This is a genomic window from Atopobium sp. oral taxon 199 str. F0494, assembly GCF_000411555.1.
Classification (GTDB): Bacteria; Actinomycetota; Coriobacteriia; order Coriobacteriales; family Atopobiaceae; genus Lancefieldella.
This window is the reverse complement of sequence record NZ_KE150487.1, coordinates 141,815-164,707: the sequence shown is the minus strand read 5'-3', so window position 1 is coordinate 164,707 and position 22,893 is coordinate 141,815. Positions and strand designations below refer to the sequence as shown.

Sequence of the window (22,893 nt, the reverse complement as noted above, 5' to 3'; positions counted from 1 at the left end):
GTCGTTTATGCGATTTTCGCTTTACGGACGTGCTTTTTCAAGAATTTTGATCCAATAAGGCCGCCAACAATCGTTCCCGCTGCAAACAAAGCCATCATCAGAAGGATCCAGGGGAGTTCGGTATATTGGGCGATCATCGCGGTAACGTCGGCGGCATTGTAGTAGATTTCCAACTGTTTCATGTAGGCTTCTCTGAACAGTACATACGGTATGATTCCATAAAAACCAAACGTCACCCAATAGACGATATAGCCGCCGATGACGCGTTTGATATCGTGATAAGAATCTTTACCCCACATAACCAGCTCGCCTATGACTGCGCCCACAATAGCGACCGGTGCACAGTAGAGTCCGCCCGTGAAGGTGTAGAGGACACCAAATATGAGGATCGATCCGGAAAGTACGCCACGTTTGCCGATGCGGTCGGCCATGACGAGATAGAACGGCGTTGCCAGTAACGGAAACAGCCATGAGCCAACGAAGAACGTATTTTGTGGTGTCAACACCATGTCTTCGACTACTTTTGCCACCGTGATAAGTATCATGATGATGAGATTGAATATTACAAATGTCAGGATGTCGTGCATGGTCCACCTGGTATTTTTGGAGCTTTCAACTTCCGTTTTCATAGATGATCCTCCTTACTGTCGACTCTTTATATCGATGCACATCGATCGATTCGCCGATCAATTGTTAGCTATAGGAAACTCTGCTTTATAATGGATAAACAGCATGTTCCTGACAACTGCATTGATGAGATGCGTCCCTATACGGAATGAGGAGGCCTGATCAAGGAAGAAGCCTGGGAACCGGACGAGCGGAAAGGAGGGAAGATGAAAAGTATTGAGACAGATCTTTACCGTGGGGCGTTTCAAGGATGGGATCTCAAGCTTTTGAAGGAAGTTCGTGGTTATGGCCCTGAAGGCGTCCTACACACCTTTGAAAATGAGCTGGGATCCGGTGAGTACTGGGCGTACTTTCGCGGAAATCTTTTTGCCGTGAATGCATTCAGGATGAACTTTGCAAAAAGCGGGATCATGCGGTACCGCTGTACCGAGCACATCTGCCTGGGATGCTACGATGATGTCAAGGGTATGGTGCAACGTCAGGGTGCGCCGCTCGCTCCGGGGGCCATCATGGTATATCTTGGGGGTGAGAATGAAGAATATGAGATGCGATTCTCAAAAGGGGCCGTAGCAAGGGCTTCGTCTATCACTATTTCTCCCGACTACTATCGGGATTATCTACAAAGCAGGTTTGGGGACATCAGAGATGTCCGGGAAGCCTTTATCAAAGTTGACGGAAAACATGATCTTCCCGAACTTGTCGATCTGCTCCGCAAGGCACGTGCGTATCAGGGCAAGGGAATTGCCGCGGAGCTGTTCTATGAGGGCGTGATTGCAGAGGCTGTCGCTCTTGTTATGGAATACGCTACCCGAGAAGATGGAAGCGAAGAACATAAGGCTCTGTCTCAGGATGATACACGCGCTATCCGCCATATCAGTGCCTACATTGCCGACAACCTGAGTGGAGACCTCTCCTGTGCACGGCTTGCCTCAGAGCTGTACATCGGGCAAACCAAGCTGAAAAGACTGTTCAAAACAGCGACGGGGCTTTCACCTTCTGCTTATGTCATACGGGAACGAATGGAAGAGGCTGTTCGGCTGCTCAAGGAAACCGATCTTCCGATCGCAAGCATCGGTAAGGCGGTCGGTTACCGCAAACCAGGTGCGTTTACGGAAGCATTTCGAAGAAACAAGGGCTTCTCGCCGGTGGACTTTAGAAAAAGCAATAGCGTTCAGTGAACCGTCACTGCGGTTAATCCCTCGAAAATCATCAATGTAATGGCTCGAAAAACATAGTTGAGTTTGCTCGAAAATCATAAATGGAATCCCTCGAAAATCATCAATGAAGAGTTGAATTTATGCTATCATCAGGCATTACAATAGTTCTTACGAGGGGGTCTTATGAGATATTCAAAGTTTAAGCCGAAAACGTACATTCCTCGTATTATCGATTCACAGGTGCAGGTCCTTCTGGATACCTTTGGTGGTATAGAACTTTGTGGTCCTCGCTGGTCGGGGAAATCCTGGACGGCACAGTCATTTGGCGAGAGTGTGACACGTGTGGATGAATCCGAACAGATCTATATGGATGATCCACAACTTGCTCTTGTTGGTGATACCCCTCATGTTATTGACGAATGGCAAGATATACCTGCTATATGGAATATTGTACGTCACAGAATTGATGATAGTGCAAATAAGCCGGGCCAGTTTATTTTGACAGGCTCCTCTACTTCTCCCGAGGATGAAAAAAGACATAGTGGAGCAGGACGCATTGCACGGTTGCGTATGCATACTATGAGTCTTGCAGAGACTGGAGATTCTACGGGAGCAGTATCCCTTTTGGGACTCTTTGAAGATTCCTTCCAGCCGGCACAATCTCATATTGATCTTGCCGATTTAGCCAATATTGTATGCCGCGGTGGGTGGCCGGCTCTTCAAACAAAAAAATTGACGGATCCAAGGGCCGTTGCCGACGAGTATCTTAATGCACTTTTTGATGTAAGCATGCCTCGCGCGGGAAAAAGTCCACTTCTGTCCCGCCGCATAGCTGCATCTCTTGCACGAAATGTAGCAACGAGTGCAACGCTGGGCACCGTGAGAGATGATATTGCTGCCTTTGACAATATAGCTCCGGTGGATGGGACCATATCCTCATACCTTGAAGAGTTTAGGTGCAACTATTTTATTGAGGAGCTCTCGGGCTGGGATGCGCCAATCAGGTCAAAGTCAAGGCTGCGCACGAAACCAAAACGATATTTCTGTGATACGTCTCTCGTGGCCAGTTTATTAGGTGTCGACTCTTCACGCTTACTTAAAGACGGACAGCTTTTTGGTTTATTGATTGAGTCACTCTGCATTCATGATTTGTCCGTTTACGTTTCTGCTTTGCCTAAATCGTATGGGGGATCTTTACGATATTATGCGGACGCCGACGGGCTTGAGGTTGACGCCATTATTGAATTGATGGATGGTCGATGGGCAGCCATTGAAATCAAGATGGGGGAATCTAAAGTGGAAGATGCGGCTGCGAATCTCATAAGAGTTGCGAGAAAGGTGGCTGCTAATCCTGCAGCAAGAAATCCTAAGCCTAGTTTTATGGCTGTGTTGCTCGGTAAGGGGACGATGGCGCGTAGACGGCGCTCGGATGGGATATATGTTATTCCGATTGATACTTTGGGGGCATAAGAGATTGTGGGGAGGAATATTCGAGTAAAGCGCGTTTGAACTCTAGCGTCTCCATCTTACGTGTGTCTTTCAACTGATTCTAAATAATGCTGTCTTGTATATAATGAAATTCATGCGGCACTTGCTTGACCCTCTTATACGGGATACGAATCGGAGAAGACGTGACACTCTTTGGAAAATCAGTTTCTAAAAAACTGGCCGATAAGGGCTTTTCAGTTACAAAAGCCATCTTTGAAGCACCTAAATTCTCTGCGGTGCCGTCCATCTATCAAGATGAGACACATCAGCAATGGGCCGTGTCGCTTCCGGGAATGGAACCTGCCATTCACGAGTATGCTGACATATTGGATTGCAAGGTCATCGAAAACGAAAGCATCGATGTCAATAAGGATATGAGCCGTAAAGATTTGTTTGAGAGTGTGCTCATGAACCCCGCGGCCGTTTCTCGTGCCAATGCAGGAAAAGACGGCAAGTATTGCACCTCAATGAACGTCATGCTCACCGTTAAAGGAATCGACGGTAAAGGGTTTGTCCTGGGCATTCCTTTGGTGAGGCGAGAAATACTGCGTGCATCGCGTATGTATAAGCTGCTTCGTGAAGGAGCCGACAACGTCTGCAAAGATATACTCGCTATGCGAGATCAAGCGGATAAGGGTAGATCGGGAGGCAGATAGTGTCACGCAAGAAGATCCCGCCTCTTGATAATGCACTTGAGAGTGTTAAGAATTACATCATGGTCAACCATCTTAAGGAGGGTGACAGGCTTCCTTCCGAGCGGGATATGTGCGAAATGTGGGAAATCTCGCGTTCTGCCTTACGGAGTGCCGTGCGCTATCTCACTACCATGCATGTTTTAGAGAGCCGTCAGGGGTCGGGTACGTATGTGGCTCCGGAACGTCCAATCTCGGTTACGGGAATGGTAGAAACATACGGATTTAGCGACAATGTCAGAAAATCCGGACATACACCTAACTCTATGGTGATTAGGCAAAAAATCTGTTCGGGTAATGCTCACGTCGCTCGAAAACTGACTATAGATCGAAGTTGCAACGTCCTGCAGCTTATGCGTTTGCGCTATGTGGATGGCCTCCCCTGTATGATTGAGACCTCCTATGTGAATGAAGCATTATGTCCCGGTATCGAGAGTCATGATTTCTCAAAAGAATCTCTCTTTGATGTGATGAGAAACGAATACGGGTTTTCTCTCACACACGGCACGGATACCCTTTCCATTACTCATCTTGATTCTCAAGAAGCTGATCTTCTCGACATGTACGAGGGAGATGCGGTCTTTTTCCAATCGGGCATTAACTTTGGGAGAGATAAAGAGCCTCTTGAGTACTACAAGTCCGTCATACGGCCCGACAGGTATACGTTTGTCAGCTTATGCGGTAGGCCAATGAGCCTTGAGAGGACGTTTTGGTGACGCAGGTGAACTTACAACATATCGAGAAGCCCAAATACCTTCAAATACGTGAAGCTATCCGCGACGAAATAGAGGATGGGTTCTATCAGCCTGGGAGTGCCATACCTTCGGAAAATGAACTTGCCGAGCGCTTTGACGTAACACGTTTGACCGTGAGAAACGCTGTCGATGCACTTGTGGCGGGAGGTCTTTTACGACGTGTTCAGGGCAAGGGTGTCTATGTCATGAACGAGCATTTGGGGGAGTCGGATGCGGTAAAGCTTGCGGGATTTCGTGAGAGCGTTCGTGCACGTAGTGCGGTACCTTCGGTCAAGGTTCTTTCAAAGACCGTGAGGCCGGCAGGCGAGTTCTTTGCACATCTTTTTGAAATAGATTGTAATGCTGATCTTCTCGCCATCAAGCGCCTGAATTATGCAAACGATGCTCCCCTTATGATAGAAAAAACCTATATTCCCATCCCATTATTTCCCCAGATAGAGAGTGTGGATGTCGGAGTGTTTTCACTGTATGAAGCCTACAGCATGTTTGGCCATCCGGTAGTATCTGCAGTTGAGCACTTGGATATGGTTCGTTTGGGTGTGAGAGATGCACATCTTTTAGGTGTGAGCGAGGGTGCGCCTGTTATTTCATACGAATGCGTGAGCTATGATGAAGACGGCAAGGCTGTTGAATACGTTTCGGCATTCAGAAGGGGAGATCTAGGCGGCTATTCGGTTTCCCACTGATGTTCGGGTATTTTGCCAAGCAGCCAATCCCATATATACCACTGAGCGACAATTTAATACCATTTACCCGTATGGGCACGTGTATATGATCTTTTTTCGTTAAAGTGGTTCGGTATTTTGCTATCTTATACACAAAAGTGGTAATAAAAAGTACGAACTTATAGTTCTATGGTTCTTTGGAAGGTCAAAGCGCTTTGAAGGCCATGCGCACGCATCCACAAGGCGCTTTAATTGGTAAGACAGTGCGGTTATGAGGAAGAGCAATTGGGATGTTTTGCGGGGAAGGAAAGCAATATGGAAGAAACCGAAAAAGTAGAGATTATGCACTTTGACCAAGAAGGTTATCTTGAAGACGGAGAAGAGCTCTACGCCGTAGGTCAGCGTATGAAACAGTTTGCCGACGATGTCTGTAACGAGGGGTTTGATCGGCTGTATCTTTTGGGTGTGGGCGGCACATGGGATGAATTTTTGCGTATGCAGTATCTTATGAATAAATATGCGGATGCTAACCATCAAGTTACGCTGCTTCACGCAGCCGAGTTTAATGTCATGGGTGACAAAACCATGACCGAGAAGTCCGTTGTTCTCACTTCATCCGAGTCCGGCACCACTCCCGAGGTATTGCAGGCGCTCAAGACCATGAAAAACAAGGGCGTGAGAATATACGCCATGACTCAGGCAGACAGTCCTATCGGACAAGTTGTTGGCGTCGATCGATGTGTGTCTATGAAAAACGATCACGGAAGCGGCGGTTGCGAAAAGGGCTACTATCTGGCCGACTGCTTTGGCCTGCGCATTCTTAACCGTGAAGGCTTCTTCCCCGATTATGATGCCTTTATCGAGCAAACCAAGAATATATGGTCAGCGTTTCTCGACATTCGTAAAAGATTTGAGCCAAAAGCCGAAGAGTTTGCCAAAAAGTATGCTCTTGCGCCGTACACCATGTTTATCGGCTCCGGAGCGCTGTGGGGCGAGACAATCCTCTTCTCCATGTGCATTCTTGAAGAAATGCAGTGGAAGCGTACGCGCTATATCACCTCAGCCGATTTCTTCCATGGAACGCTTGAGCTTGTGGAGCCCGGCGTACCCGTGGTTCTCTTCAAAGGCGAGGACGAGTGCCGTGCGCTGGACGAACGTGTCGAGAAATTCCTTATGAGCGGTCGTACCGGTGATACCGACATTACCGTTATCGATACCAAAGAATACGCCATTCCCGGCCTTGACGAGAAATTCCGTACGATCGTTTCGTCCTATATTATCTCGCTTCTTACGACTGATCGTTTAGCCAGACACTATGAGATGGTAACCAAGCACAATCTCAAATATCGCCGCTACTACCATCAGTTTGAGTATTAGTGTTCGAGTGGTTCGGAGATTGGAAAGGAGGTTGGTATGGGTTCTGATGTGAGATTTCGTCCTGCGGCAATGAATTGCTCCCACAGGTTCTTCTCGCTGGAAGCGTTTTTTGCATCTGCGGCAGATTCGGGGTTTGAAGCCGTTGAACTTTGGACCGGGCCCATGCACTTCTTTCTTGATTATGCTTCAAACGATACGCCTGAAAAGATTACCCGTCTTGCTAATAGCTTTGGGTTAGATGTATGCGCGCTCTGTCCCGAGCAGAACAATCCCAAACCGGCCAACATTGCTGCCAGAGGAGAAGAATCAATTAAAAGAACCAAGAATTACTTTCTCCGTGCCATTAACGTTGCTTCCGAGCTGGGAGTGGGGATAGTTGTCGTAACTCCGGGCTGGGGCTTTCTGGATGAAGAACGCACGGAAGCCTGGAAGCGCAGCGTTTATATGTTGGGTGATTTGTCATCGTATGCCACTTGCAAAGGCATCGTACTCGCCGTGGAGGCGCTTCAGCCGGAAGAGTCAAATCTTTGCAACAGGTGTGAGGATCTTCGCAGGCTGATTGATGAGGTTGGAAGCAGCGCCCTCAAGGTTCTACTTGATACGGGCGCCATGTGGCGAGCCCATGAAACGATGCAGGATTATTTTGATGCCTTTGGAAAGGATGTCGTGCATTGTCATTTCACAGATGCGGGAACCGTATCGCATTTGGCGTGGGGAGATGGCGAGAGGAACCTGGAGGCCGATCTTCTCGCTTTGACAAGAAATGACTACAAAGGCTACCTGAGTTTTGAGATTGTTGGTTCGCAATACTACGCCGATCCCGCATCTGCGGACAGAAGATCACTTGCGGCTTATAAAAGGGCACTGGAGGAGATTCATTCATGAACAGGCACTATATCATTGCTTCTCATGCACACTTTGCCAAAGGTCTTTACGAGAGCGTGAAACTTTTGGTTGGGGAGCATGCTGACGTAGACATACTTAACGCATTTGTAGACGGAAATGATGACATTGAGAAAGAAGCTCTGGCTCTTGTAGATGCTTGTTCCGACAACGTGGATGTGGTGGTACTTACGGACCTTATGGGAGGAAGCATAAACAATGAGTTCACCAAACTCATGCTTTCTCGCAAGAATGTGTATCTGGTCACAAATATAAATCTTCCGCTGGTACTTACACTCTTTCTCTCCAGTGAGACTGAGGATACAGCAGATCTTTTGAGACAACTTGTAGCAGACAACGATGTACGCCCGAAGTTTGTAAACGATGTATCGATAGTTGAAGAAGATGAAACCTTCTAGCTTTTAGGAAAAGAGGCTGAATATGATTTTGCTTACGAGGGTCGATCATCGCCTATTGCATGGGCAGGTTGCGGTTTCCTGGGTTCAGGGCCTGCAGGCCAACTGCATTTTTTGTGTGGGGGATCATGTGGCAAATGATCCTATTTGGAAAATGACGCTTAAGATGGGCAAACCAGCCGATTGCAAGCTGGTTATTAAGGATATGGCTCACGCAATCGAAGCTATTAATTCAGGAGTAACGGATGCATATCGCATGCTCATTTGTGTGCAGACCATTGCAGAAGCCAAGCAGCTTATTGACGGCTGTCCACAGATCACAAGTCTTAATTTAGGCAATACCAAGGGAAGCCCAACTACGCGTGAAGTTGCGCGTCAGGTTTTCCTTGAACCTGAAGAGGAGAAGATCATCTACGAGTTGCTTGATAAGGGGGTGGAGGTGGAGATACGACCCCTTGCTGACGATCCCAAGGTTGATATCAAAGATGTCCTTGGTAGGTAGTCCCGCATGATTTTGCACGACCAACGTAACGTTTGAGACAGTTTGATTGGAGGAAAGATGCTTGTACAGACACTGCTGATATCGCTCGTCACGGCATTTGCGATGTTTGACTATCAGCTCGGCACACTCTATGCGTTCAGACCCATTGTCACGTGTCCCTTGATTGGTCTTATTCTGGGAGATCTGCCGACGGGATTGGCTATCGGAGCCAGTCTTGAACTTCTTTTTATGGGAAATATTTCCATCGGTGCATATCTGCCGCCTGATGAAAAGGTAGGTAGTATTCTCGCCTGTGCTTTTGCCATTACGTTGGGTAAGGGTACTGAGGCAGCGCTTGCACTGGCCATGCCTATTGCTACGCTTTCACTTGCCATCAGCAATGTTATCAATGGTGTTATGCCAATTATTGTTGACAAAGCCGACGTATGTGCATCCAAAGGTAATCTTAAAAGCATTTATGCAGCACATTGGGCGATTGGTCTTATCGGCCTTGCAAAGAACGTTCTTCTTGTTGGTCTGGCATATTATCTGGGTGCCGGTGCCGTACAGAACCTTCTTGACTGGATTCCGGCGTTCATTATGGACGGTTTTGGTATTGCCGCCAATATTCTTCCTGCCATGGGTTTTGCTATGCTTGGCAGACTTGTTCTCAAGCGCGAGATCCTGCCCTTCTTCTTCCTGGGCTTCTTGCTTGCCTCGTATATGAACGTTCCGTCGCTGGGTGTTGCTCTTATCGCGATTATTATTGGTATCGAGAAGTTCGGCCTGCTGAACTTTGGTACTAATTCCGGTGGTCCCCAGCTTGCAACGGAAGGAGATGACGACGATGACTTCTAATGAGACCAGAACTGCTACGGCTCAAACTGACGTATCTGCGAATAATAATCAGTATAAGATTACCAAGAGCGATCTTATCAAGTCTTCGCTCAACACGGGTGCTTTGGGTATGGAGTTTTCTTGGACGTACTATAAGCAGATGAACCTTGCATTTTGTCTTATGGTTGCCGGAATGCTCAAAAAGATTTATCACGGCCGTCCCGATGACTATGCGGCGGCGCTTCGTCGTCATGCGGCATTCTTCAATATTACGGTACAGTTCGCCCCGTTTGTCGGTGGCATTGCAATGGCCATGGAGGAGCGTGTTGCTCGAGGTGAGATTGAGCCCGATTCGGTCAACGATGTCAAAGCCGCTCTCATGGGTCCGCTTTCCGGCATTGGAGATGCCATTTTCCTTACTACCATCCGTGTTGTTGCGGCAGCCGTAGGCATTTCACTTTGTCAGGCCGGTAATGCAGCCGGACCTATTGTCTTTTTGCTTATCTACAACATTCCCGCGTTCTGGCTTCGTGTTTGGGGTGTTCAGAAGGGCTACTCAATGGGAGTGGGCTTTCTTGAGAAGGCATCGGAAAACGGGCTGATGCAGAAGGTCATAGCTGCCATTGGCATCGTGGGTGCGATGGTTATTGGTGGTATGACAAAAGACATGTTCTGGGCAACTATTCCCGTGCAGATCGGTCAGGCCGTTGAGGGCCAGGATCCAACCACCATTCAAACCGTACTTGACAGCATCATGCCTGGTATCGTTGGTATGAGTGCGTTTTGGATCTATTACCGGCTTCTTGCCAAGAAGATCAATCCCATGTGGCTTATTTTAGGCACCATGGTTTTGGGAGTCATTGGAGCGTACTTTGGCTTCTTGGCCTAGAGCGTAAATTGTACTTTGGACTTGTCTGTACTCTTTGGGTAAATGGGCAGCAGCAGGGTAGCCTTGCTGCTGCCTTTATGTTGATAACGTTTCAGAAATCCATGTGGCAATGTTGTACAGCAGTTTGGACGCCTCCATTCTGATAATTGTAGCAAGTATCATCATTGTTTCTGCATTTAATGCAACATCGGGACTTTCCCTTTGATGTAAGACTTCCTGAGAATATGGTTGAACCCTTTAGAACTGAGAACGAAGCAGCCAATTTTTCGATCATCTTGCAGTGAGGATGATCGAAGATGCGCAGTGATATTTGGACTTGACTTGGTTTCGCTTCAAAAGTGGAGCTGTGTAGTACTTCTTGAAAACCTGTGTAGTACTTTTTTCGAGCTCTGTTACAGCCTTCATTTGCAAAGTCCCAGCTAATTGAGTTGACGTGGCGAGAAGACCTCTTTTCTCGCCGTAAAATGTACTACACAGCTTTTTGAAATCTACTACACAGGTGTCGCTTTTGAAGCATGATAACTTCTAAGTGATCCTCGTTCTTCAAAATCTGCTAAAGAATGGCCTACAGTTGGTGGATTTTGGCTTCCAGACCACTTTTTGGGACGTAACTCTAATGTTTCAATCTCACGCGCGTCTTTCAACTGATTCCAAATAATGCTGCTTTTATGCTGATAACGTTTCAGAAATTCATGTAGTAATAGAGTTGGAAGACTTACTGTGTTTATCGTTAGAAGCACTGCTCATTTCGTATGGAAATCGCTGTAGTACAATCAATCGTGGTAGACAAAGTATATGTTTGAAGTGCTGTATTAGTGCATATTGATGCAGAAGGTAGTCATACTATGAGCGCAAGAAACAACCTCGAGCAGTATCTAAGACCCGGAAAGTTCCGTTTTATGGTGGGCGTGGCCGGCTGTATCATTGCGGTTGTTCTTGGCCTTCTCGGTGGTCTTATCAATGCTGGGATCATCGGCGCAACAAGTAAGGCTGATGCCGTGCCCTTTGGCGCTATGAGCGGCGTACAGGAGGGAAAATACGCCTATGTTGATGTAGTGGGTCTTGATGAATGGTCAGCGCGCTCTGATGACAAGTACATGTATTTGTGTGTGGATAAGGATGGTCAACTGTCAATCCTCTGTATGAAACCCTCCGATGAAAGTAAATTCAGTAGTCAGAAAGAATACTGGGCACAGCACACCAAAGACGGAACGACTGCTACGGTTCCGTCGCCGATACGGGTGTATGGCACCGTAACCAAGATGCCAGGCAATTTAATCAGTGTTCTTTCCAGTACGTATGGTATAAGCTCTACCACGCTAACCAACAAGGTAGGTACGTTCTACCTTAACACGATGGTTACTGCGAAGGATTCCCTATCATTTCCGCTCTTTGCGGCTGCGATTGCTTCTGCCATTGTGGGGATTATCATGCTTGCAAGCCACTTCAGCCACGTAAAAACGATTCGTACGTGCTTGGATCGTCTTGATGCGGAAGGGCTCACCCAGAAAGCGTGGGATGAGTTGCAAGTATGCCTGAAGGATTCAGTTATGGTTCCGGAATTGCCGGGAATGTTACTGTCCGAGAATTTTATTATTTCCAGACAGGACGGGGCGATTATGGCCTATACGGATATTCTCTGGATTTACCGGCATGTTGTGCGGAGAAACTTTGTAGTAACCAGTCGTAGTTTGATATGCCGACTGAATGGTTCCCAAACGGTCGGCCTTGGGCTTAAGACTAGAAAGAAGAGCTCTGAAGAAGTTACTCAACTGATTTCTGCTGCTGTTAGTGCCAAAAATCCAACGGTTTTGGTTGGGTTTACTCCTGAGAATTCTCAACGGTATGAAGAGATGATTCGACAGGCATAGTATATGTTCTATAAAATGTTATATGGGTTGAACAGTCATTACGAGGTGTGTGTTCGGAGGAGTTATGTTTCATTTTGATCGTAAGCTCCAGCAGGAAAAAGTTGATACGTCATCTGGCGATAACCCTTCATCTGACCGCAGTACTCCGCCAGATGGCAATGCGTCGCCCGACAACGAGCGACATACCGTTAGTGCTCACAAGGTGCCGGATATTTCCGACAAAACGGCGGATATCAATTCCCGCATAGAGGTCATAACTTCAGCTGAGGATGAAGAGGATGCCGAAGCTCGTGAAGCCTATGAAAGCCTTATGCGTCATCGTAAAATCCGCCTTAGGAAGAAATTCATAAAAGTGGGCATTGCGCTGGGCGTTGTTGTACTTATCGGCATTGCGTTTGTTGCGCGTTTATTCGAGAGTGACAAACAGGTTGACGCCCCTACCGCAAGCACCGCTTTCATTACGCGCGGGGAATTCAGCGATTCCGTATCGGCTTCAGGCTCCATCAAACCCATCTCTTCAACAGTGGTGACTCCTGAAGTCGATGGCATCATACAGGATGTTCAAGTTACGGAGGGATCTGTTGTTAAAAAGGGCGATAAGCTCTTTACCATTAAAAACGACGAGCTTGATAAAGCTGTACGTAAAGCCGCGCAGCAAGTGAAAGCGGCAGAGAATGAAGTGAGTAAGGCAAAAGCCGCTTTGGCAGCTGCCCGTAGTGGAGCTGCGGGTGTTGGCGAAGATGATCAGGAAAACGGTGGCGCCAATGCCTCTTCGGTCGAGGCATCAGTTGAAACAGCGCAGGCAAACCTTGAAAGTGCGCAAATCGCTCTTGAAGAGGCTCGTTCAGCCTACAATGACGCGGTTGCTCAAGCGGATAAACGCACGGTAACGGCTCCTTGCGATGGTACGGTCATTGTCATGAATGCGGTCAACGGTGCATCGGTTGGATCTTCCGGAGGCGCCGGGGTAGGTTCGAATTCCGGATCAGGTGCGTCAGGGTCTTTGATTACCATTGCCGATCTCTCAAAAATGAAGGTAAATGTTCAGATAAATGAAGTGGATATTTCCCGTATTGCCGTTGATCAAAAAGCACAGGTAACATTTGCGGCCCTTCGGGAACTTAGCTGTGAAGCAACCGTGACGCACGTCTCTACCGTATCGTCTTCAGGTGGGGACACCTCAGGGATGAGCTATGACGGTAGGGGACGCGCCATTGTTACGTATGATGTTGAACTTCTGATAGAAAACCCCGATGCCTCCATAAAGCCCGGTATGACCGCCAATGCAGACATTATGATCCAGCATATGGAAAACGTGCTCACGGTACCTCTCTTTGCATTGGCAGAGGACGAGACGGGAACCTATGTGAACGTCGTCACTTCTCGTGATGACAAGAACAATCCTCAGGTTAAACGAGTGCCCGTTACGGTCAAGGCAAAGAGTTCGACTACCGCCGTCATTGAGGGCGAGGGCATCAATGACGGCACCGAGGTACTTCTCGCCGGCGGTAGGGAAAACCCTGATGTTGGGATTTTGGACAATCCCGATGGCGGCGAAAAAGACGGCTCAAGCGGTGGCGCAAGTGGCACCTCAAACGGCTCAAGCAGTGACTCTTCGAGCGATAAAGACGTGGCAGGCGGCGGTAGATAAGATGCCAAAGGTAATCGAGGCACATAAGCTGCACCGCATATATGAGACAGCTGCAGGACTTACTCATGCGTTGCGTGGCGTATCTTTAAGCGTCGAGAAGGGCGAGTTTCTCTGCATTATGGGCCCTTCAGGATCGGGCAAATCAACCCTTATGAATATCCTCGGTTGTCTTGATACGCCTACCTCGGGTTCTTATAAGCTTGAAGGTCTTGAGGTTGCCAATCTTTCCGATGATGATCTGGCTGAGATTCGCGCAACGCGTCTTGGCTTTGTATTCCAGTCGTTTAATCTTCTGCCCCGAACTACCGTGTTGCGCAATGTTGTTCTTCCGCTCATCTACTCCGATATACCTGTTGCAGAAAGGGAACTGCGTGCCTGGAAGGCGCTGCGATCGGTGGGCTTACCTGAGGATTACTATGACCATAAATCCAATGAACTTTCCGGCGGTCAGATTCAACGTGTGGCCATTGCGCGTGCCTTGGTTAACGATCCTGCAGTGATTCTTGCCGATGAACCCACGGGCAATCTTGATTCCGCAACGGGCGAAATGGTGCTCAAAACGTTTCGAGCCATGCAGGATCGCGGCAAGACCATCGTACTCATTACCCATGATCCCGAAATTGCCACATGGGCTGATCGCGTTGTGCATATCCGCGACGGACGCTTGCTTACGGCTGAGCAGGAACAAGAATATGTGTTGCATCATGGTGTGCAGAGGATGGCAGGAGGTGCATCTCTATGAGGCTTCGCGACCTGCTTCATGAAACCCTCTCTGCTTTCAATGCCAATCGTGCGCGCAGTCTATTGACCGTGCTTGGAATTGTAATTGGAATCAGTGCGGTCATTGCCATGACGGCTCTTATCGATGGCATTAAATACTCCCTGGTGGGCTCACTGGGTCTCAATCAATCCAGGATGGTGAGCATATATGCGTGGCCTGATCGAGGGGTGACGCAGCAGGATTTAGATCAGCTGGCAATGAGTGTTCCCGGCTATGAATTTGTTACCGGTATTGACTCCAGTGCCGGTCGCATTGATTCTATCGAGAAGCAGTTTGACACGCAGATTATCGGTTGTCAGCCTGAGTACTTCACTGCAATGGGATTCAAGGCTTCGGCCGGCTCGCTCTTCTCGCAATCGGATGTGGACAATGTGGCAAAAAACGTTGTTCTTGATCGAGTGGCTGCCGAGAAGCTCTACGGAAATGAGAAAGATGCCATTGGTAAGACAGTCCGTATCGATGACAATACTTATACCGTAATCGGCGTATGCGACAGTGGTCAAAGGATGGGAGGAGGAAGTGATACTCTTCTGTGCTATCTGCCGTATTCAACGTTTACAACACGCGTTTCGGGTACCAAAACAATCAGTCAGATTTTTGGATATGCACGCGAAAATGTTGACATGAAGTCTCTGGCGGATCAAACAAAGGCCTGGTTGTTTGATTGGTTTGCCATTCCTGAAGGGGAAGACGATCGTGTGTACGTCATGACATTGTCCTCCATCATTGACCAGCTCAACTCCACAATGGCTTCATTTCAGATACTTGTAACAGCCATCGCCAGTATTTCACTTTTGGTTGGCGGTATTGGCATCATGAATATGATGCTTACCAATGTGACGGAGCGAATTCGTGAGATTGGCCTGCGTAAGGCGCTTGGCGCGCGTGCCGCCGATATTACAAAGCAGTTCTTATGTGAATCGATACTGCTCTGCATCTCGGGTGGTGTTATTGGAGTTGCTCTCGGTTACGCCGGAGCGTTGGCTTTGGCGGGATCGGCTTCAACCCTTATGCACTTGGAGACCGCGATTACGCCTATCATTACCCCGTCAATCGTGGCCGTGACCTCAGGAATTTGTATTGGAATTGGGCTTGTGTTTGGCTGGTGGCCCGCACGACGGGCAGCAAAGCTCAATCCGATAGAATCGCTCCGCTACCAATAGAGATCCTACAGCAGCTGAACTCCGGCCTCTTGGCATGCCTGGATGGTATCGCTATCCCAAATGGATGCCTGTACTTCTCCCACATGCGCCTTGCCTAAAAGCAGCATGCAAAGGCGGCTCTGTCCGATACCTCCTCCAATAGTATGCGGTAGCTTGCCTTCAAGGAGTATCTTGTGGAATGACAGCTCTCGGCGGTTATCGCAACCGGAGACAGACAGCTGTCGATCAAGTGTCGCGGGATTTACGCGAATGCCCATACTGCTGATTTCAAGAGCGCAACCGAGGACCTCGTCCCAGAAGAGAAGGTCTCCATTGAGATTCCAGTCATCATAGTCGGGAGAGCGCCTGTCGTGCGGTTTGCCTGAGCGAAGCGCTCCTCCGATGCCGCTGATGAAAGTCGTATGGTACGTGGCTACGAAACGGTTTTCTCGCTCAGCGGGCGTAAGCTCAGGATAGAGATCCTCCAGATCCTGTGCGGTTACAAAGGTAACCGCGCGGTCCAGCTCTGTTTCCAGCTGGGGATAATGCCATTTCAGCTCGTCAAGCGTTCCGCAGATGGCGGTGACGATACGGCTGACGGTATCTTGAAGATAGGCAGAAGAGCGGTCCTTCTCGTCAATGACCTTTTCCCAGTCCCACTGATCAACATAAATGGAGTGCAAGTTATCGAGCTCTTCGTCACGACGGATGGCGTTCATGTCACATACGAGGCCTTTTCCCACATTAAAGTCGTAGCGGTGGAGTGCATAGCGTTTCCACTTTGCAAGCGACTGCACGACTTCGGCATTTTTGCCTACAGCCGGCGTGTCAAAATGCACAGGTCGTTCAATGCCGCTAAGGTTGTCGTTCATACCGGTAGTCGGGTCTACCACGAGGGGAGCCGTGACACGTACAAGGTGGAGCGCGGCGCAAAGTTTTGCAAGAAAGATGTACTTGATACGCTCTATGGCACGTTGGGTGTCGTAAAGCGACAGCTGTGATTCGTAGCCTTTTGGAATGATAGTCATACCTCTCCTCGTCAAAGGTACGTTGGCAGTCCTCTGCAGATTCTGAGGACTGTTCGTTTAAAAGGGGATAATAGCATACCTGCCGTGGGTTTCTGGTACACTGCAAACAGCTGTTGCCATGAGGTAACTTTTGTGAGTCCATACAGGAAGGAACGTCATGAAAGTTCTACTTGTTGTTGATGTGCAAACTAATGTTATGAAGCGCCGCAATACTGAAGGTCTTATTGAGGCATGTAATGACATAATCAGTCGCTATACTCCTGAGCAGGTTATATATGTGGTACACAAGCTTCCCTGGGAACGCGCCTCAAAAAAGAAAGAATTTGGCGCTGGGCTTGCAGTTGTTTCGGATTGCGTGTTTGACAAGCGCGAAAGTAACGCTTTTTCAAATCCCGAATTGCTGCAGAAACTTCAAAAGTTGAGCGTTGATGAAGTTGAGATTATTGGCATTGACGGCAACTATTGCATCAAAGAAACAGCTCTTGGCGCTTTGGAAAACGGGCTAAAAACAACGGTCAATACGCGTGCGGTTGTTTCAAAAAACGAGAAAGCGTTTGGGGATACCGAGCAATGTCTGCGCGATGCTGGGGTAAATATCACTTCTAAGTAGTGCGGCGCAGGTTCTATCTTCTCACGCCGCTCTCTCAGAGCATCTTCTCCGGTATGCTAAAAGATTCTTCAAAGGAGAAAGTTTTCAGTCGGAAGCGGTAGGAGGAAACATGAAAACTGCGATAGTGTATTACTCCAAGCATCATGAGAATACAAAAAAGCTGCTTGACGCGATAGCGCAAAAATATGAAGTAACTCTGATCAATGTGACATGTCCAGAGACGGATGACTTGTCAGAGTACGATTTTGTTGGTTTTGCCTCAGGGATTTATTACGGAAAAATGCACAAAGCAGTGCTTCAGTATGCTGAGAAGAACCTCCCTGAACATAAAAAGGTCTTTTTTATGTATACCTGCGGTATAGTGCGAGCTGCTCACACCAATAGCATACGAAAGATCGCGGAAGAGAAGCATGCGGAGATTCTGGGCGAATACGGATGTATTGGATTTGACACCTTTGGTCCCTTGAAGTTGATAGGCGGAAAGGGAAAAGGTCATCCAAATGCGGAAGAAATCCGAGGCGCCGTAGAGTTTTATAAGGAAATTGCAACCGTATAAGGGTGGTCTGACCGCATAAAGGTGGTCTGGGACAGGCTGAAAATATACAGCGCTTAGGGCATGACACTAAGGGTTTCACGGAATGGTATGGGGCACAAAATGCAAAATCTACAAGGCGTTGCGGATACGACCTATATTCCTCTGGTTGCCAGAATCTATGTCACTGAGCATTTTCCTGAGTTCTTTTGTGACGAGAAGGCTGTCGAGGTAGGGAAGAAGATTCCTCCTGAAGCGCTCAATCGAATCAGAAAAAAATCTTCGGAATATGCGATGATCGCGTCGGTAGCTCGTTATCATGTGCTTGACAGGGTAGTGCGCACGTTTGTGTCAGAGCATCCCGAAGGCTGCGGCATTATCAATCTTGGCGCGGGGCTTGAAACTATGGCAGCAAGGCTTAATCTGCCGAAAGTTATGTTTTATGAGGTTGATCTGCCCGAGACCGTTGAATTGAGAGAGGCTTTTCTTGAACCGCTGCCAAACGAGGTTGTTATTGCTGGTGATATGTTTGAGCTGAGCTGGATACATAAGATTGACACAACGGTGCCACTACTCATCATCGTCTCCGGTGTATTTCAATACTTCTCAGAGGAGAAAAACACATCGTTCATTCAGGCTCTGAGTAGACATCTTCCGGACAGCGAGATTATTTTTGACTCCACCAACGAAGTTGGCGCCAAGTATGCTAATCGGTATGTGAAAAAGACGGGCAACGTGTCGGCGGAAATTTGTTTTTATATCAATGACGCTCAAGAATTCGCTCACAAGGTTGGCATGCGTCTTCTTGATGAGCGGGTATTTTACACGGAGGCTCGACAGCTTCTTGGCAAGAAATTGAAGCTGTATACCAGAATTGCCATGAAGGTCTGTGACGACAAAAAGCGCGCTATCTTTGTGCACCTGCAACTGTAGAGAGCAATAAACCGCTGGAAGAGGACAGAAAACTACTGAAAAGAGAATAGGAAACCGCCAAAAGAGGAAAATCGCCAAAAAGAGGGCGAGAAGTCCCCGGAGCGCGAAAGGTTGCCATCCTGTTCAAGGTAGCTTTTTTAGCGACGATACCTACAATAGAGAGTTAGAAACTGTAAACTCTCATTGGAAGCCTTGTTTGGATGTTTAATAAGCGACTTATCGCCATGATCGGCGAAAGTAAGAAATATATTGCCGCACACGTTGCCTTGCAGTGGATCTCTCTTTTGGCAAACATCGTCATGATGTGGGAGATAGCTCATCTGCTGCAGAGTCTATATGAAAAGACACTCAGCCAGAACCAGGTAATCTTTGTGGCGGTTATAGCTGCGATTGCTGTTATCGTGCGTTTTGTGTGTAGCGTCATATCAAGCCGTATGGCATACCTCAGTTCAAAATCGGTCAAAAAAATTCTGCGGGAGAACATCTACAAAAAACTACTCAGGCTGGGCAGCTCCTATAACGAGCAGGTGCAGACCAGCGAAGTTGTTCAGGTGGCTGTCGAGGGTGTTGACCAGCTTGAAACCTATTTTGGTCAGTACCTTCCGCAATTTTTCTATGCCCTGCTTGCTCCACTGACACTCTTTGTGGCACTTGGCTTTGTAAATTTGCCATCCGCTGCGGTCTTACTTATCTGTGTGCCGCTCATTCCGCTCACCATCGTAGCGGTGCAGCGCTTTGCGAAGAAATTGCTGGCAAAATATTGGGGTCGATATACCGCTCTTGGCGATACGTTTTTGGAGAATTTGCAGGGTTTGACCACCGCAAAAATCTATCAAGCCGATGAGTTCAAGCACAACGAGATGAACGAACAGGCTGAACAGTTCAGGCGTATCACCATGAAAGTGCTGACCATGCAGCTGAACTCCATTACCGTAATGGACCTTATTGCATATGGCGGCGCGGCGCTTGGTGTTGGCCTTGCCGTGACGCAATTTCAGGCGGGCGCCGTTGATTTGGCGGGTTGCCTGTTGATTATCCTTTTGGCGGCAGATTTCTTTTTACCCATGCGAATGCTGGGCAGTTTCTTCCATATTGCCATGAATGGCATGGCGGCTTCCGAGAAGATTTTTCGCTTGCTTGATCTTCCCGAGGCGGAAGCAAAAACAGGCGAAGTTCCCACAGGCGCTACGATTACCTGCAGGGATGTTCACTATTCCTACGAGTCGGAGCGTGAGATTCTCCACGGCATTGATATGGCTTTTCCAAAAGGGAGCTTTACGGCGCTGGTCGGCGAATCGGGCTGCGGAAAATCCACCATCGCCTCCATCCTTATGGGTCGCAATAAAGGCTATGAGGGAGCGGTGCTTTTTGGCGACAGGTCTTTGACTGAAATTTCTGAAGCGAGCCTTATGCAAAGCGTTACGTATGTTGGTCATCAAAGTTACCTCTTCAAAGGCACGGTCCGCGATAATCTTCTGATGGCATGTTCGACCGCTCAGGATGAGACGTTTTGGCGCGTTCTTGAACAGGTCAATCTCGCGGGATTTTTACAAAGCGAGAAGGGCCTCGATATGAAACTTGACGAGATGGCCTCCAACCTCTCCGGAGGACAGCGGCAGCGGCTGGCGCTCGCAAGGGCTCTTTTGCATGACAGTCCCGTCTATATCTTTGACGAAGCGACGTCAAACATAGATGTTGAAAGCGAGAATGACATCATAGCTCAGATCCATGCGCTGGCGAAGAAAAAGACGGTCATTCTGATTTCTCATCGACTCGCGAACGTTACGGACGCAGATAAGATCTACGTTCTCGATCAAGGGAGCGTTGTTGAAGAGGGTGTCCACGAGGATCTTCTCGCTAAAGAGGGAACATACGCGAGGCTTTGGGGCGCTCAACAAGAGCTTGAGCGTTATGCGCAAGGGGGTGACGCCGCATGAAACAGGACGGAAGGCATGAGGGTAGCAGCAGGAAAGGCCTTGCGGTAATGGCGTCGCTTATCGGCCTTGTTAAACCGCTTGCAGGGTATATGGTGGCGGCTGTTTGTATGGGTGTTATCGGTCACCTGTTCGCCGCTTGCATCACGATATTCGGAGGTTACGCGGTTCTGGCTGCGCTGCAGCAGGAAGTTGCGCTGCCGTTTGGCGCGGAACTCTCCTTGACGGGAATCTTCATCTGCCTGGGTGTTTTCGCGGTAGCTCGCGGATTGTTGCGTTACGCGGAGCAGGCCTGCAATCATTTTATTGCCTTTAAGCTGCTTGCGCTTATTCGCGACAAGGTATTCAGCGCTCTGAGAAGGCTCTGTCCTGCAAAGCTTGAGGGCAGAGATAAAGGTAATCTGATCAGCATTATTACCTCGGATATTGAGCTTCTTGAAGTGTTTTACGCGCATACCATTTCGCCGGTTTGTATCGCCTGCGTATTCAGTCTCATCATGGTGGTGTTTATCGGTTCGTTCCACGTTGTGCTTGGAGTTTTGGCAGCTGTCGCATATAGCACGATAGGAGTCGTTATTCCAGTGGCGACGGCAAAACTCAGTGGCGACAAGGGCTTAGAGTTTCGTCGTAAATCCGGAGAGCTGTCGTCATTTGTGCTTGATGGCCTTCGCGGCCTCTCTGAAACCATTCAGTACGGGCGCGGCGGCGTTCGCCTGTCAGAAATGAACCGCATGACTGATGCGCTTGCTCAAAATCAGGAGCAGCTGAAGCGGATAGCCGGACGCAACAGCGCGGTGACAAACAGCGTTATCCTTCTCTTTGACCTCGCCATGCTGGCATTGTCCGCATCGTTGTGCAGCTTTGAGGGATGTTTGATAGCTACGCTGGCTTTGATGAGTTCCTTTGGCCCTGTTGTAGCACTGTCGGCGTTGGGAGCGACCTTGCAAAGCACCCTTGCAGCCGGTAGTCGCGTACTCGCCATTCTTGAAGAAGAGCCTGTTGTGGAGGAGATCAAGGGCAAGGCTTTGGTGGAGTTTGACGGCGTTGCGGCAGAGCAGGTCACCTTTGCTTACGGGGAAGAGAGAATCCTTGACAGACTTTCCGTTGAAGTGCCTTCCAACAAGGTTGTTGGCATTGTAGGAAAAAGCGGAAGCGGCAAATCAACATTACTTAAGCTTTTTATGCGCTTCTGGGAGGTTCAGCAGGGGAGCATTCAGATTTCTCATACAAACGTGAATGAGATTAATACCTCGAACCTGCGAGATATGGAGAGTTTCGTCACGCAGGACACCTATCTGTTTCACGACTCAATCCGTAATAACGTACGCCTTGCAAGGCTTGACGCTACTGACGATGAAATTATTGCCGCCTGCAAAAAAGCGTCTGTTCATGATTTCATCATGTCGTTGCCGGCGGCCTACGATACGCCGGTGGGAGAGTTGGGAGATACGCTTTCCGGCGGCGAGCGACAACGTTTGGGGCTTGCGCGCGCGTTTCTCCATGATGCTCCGTTTATGCTGCTTGACGAGCCGACGAGCAACCTTGATAGTCTCAATGAGGCGGTGATCCTGAAGGCGCTTCACGAGGAAAGGTTGGGCAGGACTGTCGTATTGGTATCGCATCGCGCTTCAACCATGGGCATTGCAGATACGGTCTATTCCGTTGAGCACGGGAGAACAAGCTGATGCAGGCAAGGAATACCTCTGACAAGAAAGCGGACGAGAAGCATTCGGGGCCGAATCGGATGTCCAAAGGGACAGATGGCGGCTGCGTGGACGCCAAATGCGAGCGGGAAAAGAACATAGTTTCGCTCATGATTTCGCTTTACTGTCGCAAGAAACACGGTGGCAAGAAGTGCGGCGGCTTTTTGAAGGGGCATCGTGCGGACACTTCTGTCCTCTGCGCTGAATGTGCCGAGCTGGACCGTTATGCTCGCCAGCAAATCGACAGGTGTCCTTTTATGGAAACAAAGACGTTTTGCTCGAATTGCAAGGTGCATTGTTATCGGCCCGAGATGCGGGAAAAGATTAGAGAAGTCATGAAGTTTTCCGGACCGCGCATGCTTTTTCACCATCCAATCATGGCGATTCGTCATGTGCTGACATCAAAAAGAGAGAGATAACTGAGTTAACGATTAGTAGAAAC

23 protein-coding genes are annotated in these 22,893 nt (G+C 48.5%); 21 read left to right on the top strand and 2 right to left on the bottom strand.

All coding sequences use genetic code 11. The features are described from left to right. Positions 1-5: 5 nt before the first annotated feature. Complete coding sequence (locus HMPREF1527_RS06760) at positions 6-629, bottom strand: MptD family putative ECF transporter S component (protein ID WP_016477948.1); 624 nt, start codon at positions 627-629, stop codon at positions 6-8. A 204-nt stretch (positions 630-833) separates the two neighbouring features. Between HMPREF1527_RS06760 and HMPREF1527_RS06755 the strand changes: the two genes are divergently transcribed. The 15 genes from HMPREF1527_RS06755 (at position 834) to HMPREF1527_RS06685 (ending at position 15,732) form a co-directional block, all read left to right on the top strand. Then, a complete protein-coding gene (locus HMPREF1527_RS06755) occupies positions 834-1,805 on the top strand; it encodes a helix-turn-helix domain-containing protein (RefSeq protein ID WP_016477947.1) in 972 nt (323 codons plus the stop codon). A 162-nt stretch (positions 1,806-1,967) separates the two neighbouring features. Next, positions 1,968-3,254: an ATP-binding protein gene (locus HMPREF1527_RS06750; RefSeq protein WP_016477946.1), complete on the top strand. Its 1,287-nt coding sequence runs from the start codon at positions 1,968-1,970 to the stop codon at positions 3,252-3,254. A gap of 161 nt (positions 3,255-3,415) precedes the next feature. Then, positions 3,416-3,928 (top strand): hypothetical protein, encoded by a 513-nt coding sequence (locus HMPREF1527_RS06745; RefSeq protein WP_016477945.1) that lies wholly within the window; start codon positions 3,416-3,418, stop codon positions 3,926-3,928. Further along, positions 3,928-4,680, top strand: a complete 753-nt coding sequence (locus HMPREF1527_RS06740) for a GntR family transcriptional regulator (RefSeq protein ID WP_016477944.1) — start codon at positions 3,928-3,930, stop codon at positions 4,678-4,680. The genes HMPREF1527_RS06745 and HMPREF1527_RS06740 overlap by 1 nt, the downstream gene beginning before the upstream one ends. Positions 4,681-4,685: 5 nt before the next feature. Next, positions 4,686-5,405, top strand: coding sequence for a GntR family transcriptional regulator (locus HMPREF1527_RS06735; RefSeq protein ID WP_232209546.1), 720 nt, complete (start codon positions 4,686-4,688; stop codon positions 5,403-5,405). Positions 5,406-5,699: 294 nt separating this feature from the next. Next, entirely contained in the window at positions 5,700-6,761 is a 1,062-nt protein-coding gene (locus tag HMPREF1527_RS06730) for an SIS domain-containing protein (RefSeq protein WP_016477942.1), read from the top strand. 36 nt (positions 6,762-6,797) lie between these two features. Continuing rightward, positions 6,798-7,646: a sugar phosphate isomerase/epimerase gene (locus tag HMPREF1527_RS06725; RefSeq protein WP_016477941.1), complete on the top strand. Its 849-nt coding sequence runs from the start codon at positions 6,798-6,800 to the stop codon at positions 7,644-7,646. After that, positions 7,643-8,062: a PTS sugar transporter subunit IIA gene (locus HMPREF1527_RS06720; RefSeq protein ID WP_016477940.1), complete on the top strand. Its 420-nt coding sequence runs from the start codon at positions 7,643-7,645 to the stop codon at positions 8,060-8,062. The genes HMPREF1527_RS06725 and HMPREF1527_RS06720 overlap by 4 nt, the downstream gene beginning before the upstream one ends. 22 nt (positions 8,063-8,084) lie before the next feature. Then, positions 8,085-8,561 carry a PTS sugar transporter subunit IIB gene (locus HMPREF1527_RS06715; protein WP_016477939.1) on the top strand — a complete coding sequence of 159 codons (477 nt, stop codon included), beginning with the start codon at positions 8,085-8,087 and terminating at the stop codon, positions 8,559-8,561. Between the two features lie 57 nt (positions 8,562-8,618). Then, positions 8,619-9,398: a PTS sugar transporter subunit IIC gene (locus tag HMPREF1527_RS06710; RefSeq protein WP_016477938.1), complete on the top strand. Its 780-nt coding sequence runs from the start codon at positions 8,619-8,621 to the stop codon at positions 9,396-9,398. Continuing rightward, entirely contained in the window at positions 9,388-10,266 is an 879-nt protein-coding gene (locus HMPREF1527_RS06705; RefSeq protein ID WP_003149919.1) for a PTS system mannose/fructose/sorbose family transporter subunit IID, read from the top strand. Before HMPREF1527_RS06710 ends, HMPREF1527_RS06705 begins: the two co-directional genes overlap by 11 nt. Before the next feature lie 845 nt (positions 10,267-11,111). Continuing rightward, positions 11,112-12,137 (top strand): DUF6709 family protein, encoded by a 1,026-nt coding sequence (locus HMPREF1527_RS06700; protein WP_016477937.1) that lies wholly within the window; start codon positions 11,112-11,114, stop codon positions 12,135-12,137. 64 nt (positions 12,138-12,201) lie between these two features. Beyond that, a complete protein-coding gene (locus tag HMPREF1527_RS06695; RefSeq protein ID WP_016477936.1) occupies positions 12,202-13,788 on the top strand; it encodes an efflux RND transporter periplasmic adaptor subunit in 1,587 nt (528 codons plus the stop codon). A 1-nt stretch (position 13,789) separates the two neighbouring features. Continuing rightward, positions 13,790-14,530: an ABC transporter ATP-binding protein gene (locus HMPREF1527_RS06690; RefSeq protein WP_016477935.1), complete on the top strand. Its 741-nt coding sequence runs from the start codon at positions 13,790-13,792 to the stop codon at positions 14,528-14,530. After that, positions 14,527-15,732, top strand: coding sequence for an ABC transporter permease (locus tag HMPREF1527_RS06685; protein ID WP_016477934.1), 1,206 nt, complete (start codon positions 14,527-14,529; stop codon positions 15,730-15,732). The genes HMPREF1527_RS06690 and HMPREF1527_RS06685 overlap by 4 nt, the downstream gene beginning before the upstream one ends. A 5-nt stretch (positions 15,733-15,737) precedes the next feature. On the opposite strand, the gene asnA is transcribed toward HMPREF1527_RS06685, so the two are convergent. Beyond that, entirely contained in the window at positions 15,738-16,739 is a 1,002-nt protein-coding gene (gene asnA / locus HMPREF1527_RS06680) for an aspartate--ammonia ligase (RefSeq protein WP_016477933.1), read from the bottom strand. Positions 16,740-16,896: 157 nt separating this feature from the next. On the opposite strand from asnA, the gene HMPREF1527_RS06675 reads away from it, so the two are divergent. The 6 genes from HMPREF1527_RS06675 to HMPREF1527_RS06650 all read left to right on the top strand — a co-directional run bounded on the left by HMPREF1527_RS06675 (position 16,897) and on the right by HMPREF1527_RS06650 (position 22,870). Next, positions 16,897-17,349: a cysteine hydrolase family protein gene (locus HMPREF1527_RS06675; protein ID WP_016477932.1), complete on the top strand. Its 453-nt coding sequence runs from the start codon at positions 16,897-16,899 to the stop codon at positions 17,347-17,349. Positions 17,350-17,458: 109 nt separating this feature from the next. Next, positions 17,459-17,905 (top strand): flavodoxin family protein, encoded by a 447-nt coding sequence (locus HMPREF1527_RS06670; RefSeq protein ID WP_016477931.1) that lies wholly within the window; start codon positions 17,459-17,461, stop codon positions 17,903-17,905. 99 nt (positions 17,906-18,004) lie between these two features. Continuing rightward, the gene (locus HMPREF1527_RS06665; RefSeq protein ID WP_035434181.1) at positions 18,005-18,814 is read left to right on the top strand and encodes a class I SAM-dependent methyltransferase; all 810 of its coding nucleotides are present in this window, start codon (positions 18,005-18,007) and stop codon (positions 18,812-18,814) included. Between the two features lie 200 nt (positions 18,815-19,014). After that, entirely contained in the window at positions 19,015-20,751 is a 1,737-nt protein-coding gene (locus tag HMPREF1527_RS06660) for an ABC transporter ATP-binding protein/permease (RefSeq protein WP_016477929.1), read from the top strand. Beyond that, entirely contained in the window at positions 20,748-22,433 is a 1,686-nt protein-coding gene (locus tag HMPREF1527_RS06655) for an amino acid ABC transporter ATP-binding/permease protein (protein WP_016477928.1), read from the top strand. The genes HMPREF1527_RS06660 and HMPREF1527_RS06655 overlap by 4 nt, the downstream gene beginning before the upstream one ends. Positions 22,434-22,492: 59 nt before the next feature. Next, positions 22,493-22,870, top strand: coding sequence for a nitrous oxide-stimulated promoter family protein (locus tag HMPREF1527_RS06650; RefSeq protein WP_035434265.1), 378 nt, complete (start codon positions 22,493-22,495; stop codon positions 22,868-22,870). Positions 22,871-22,893: the final 23 nt, after the last annotated feature.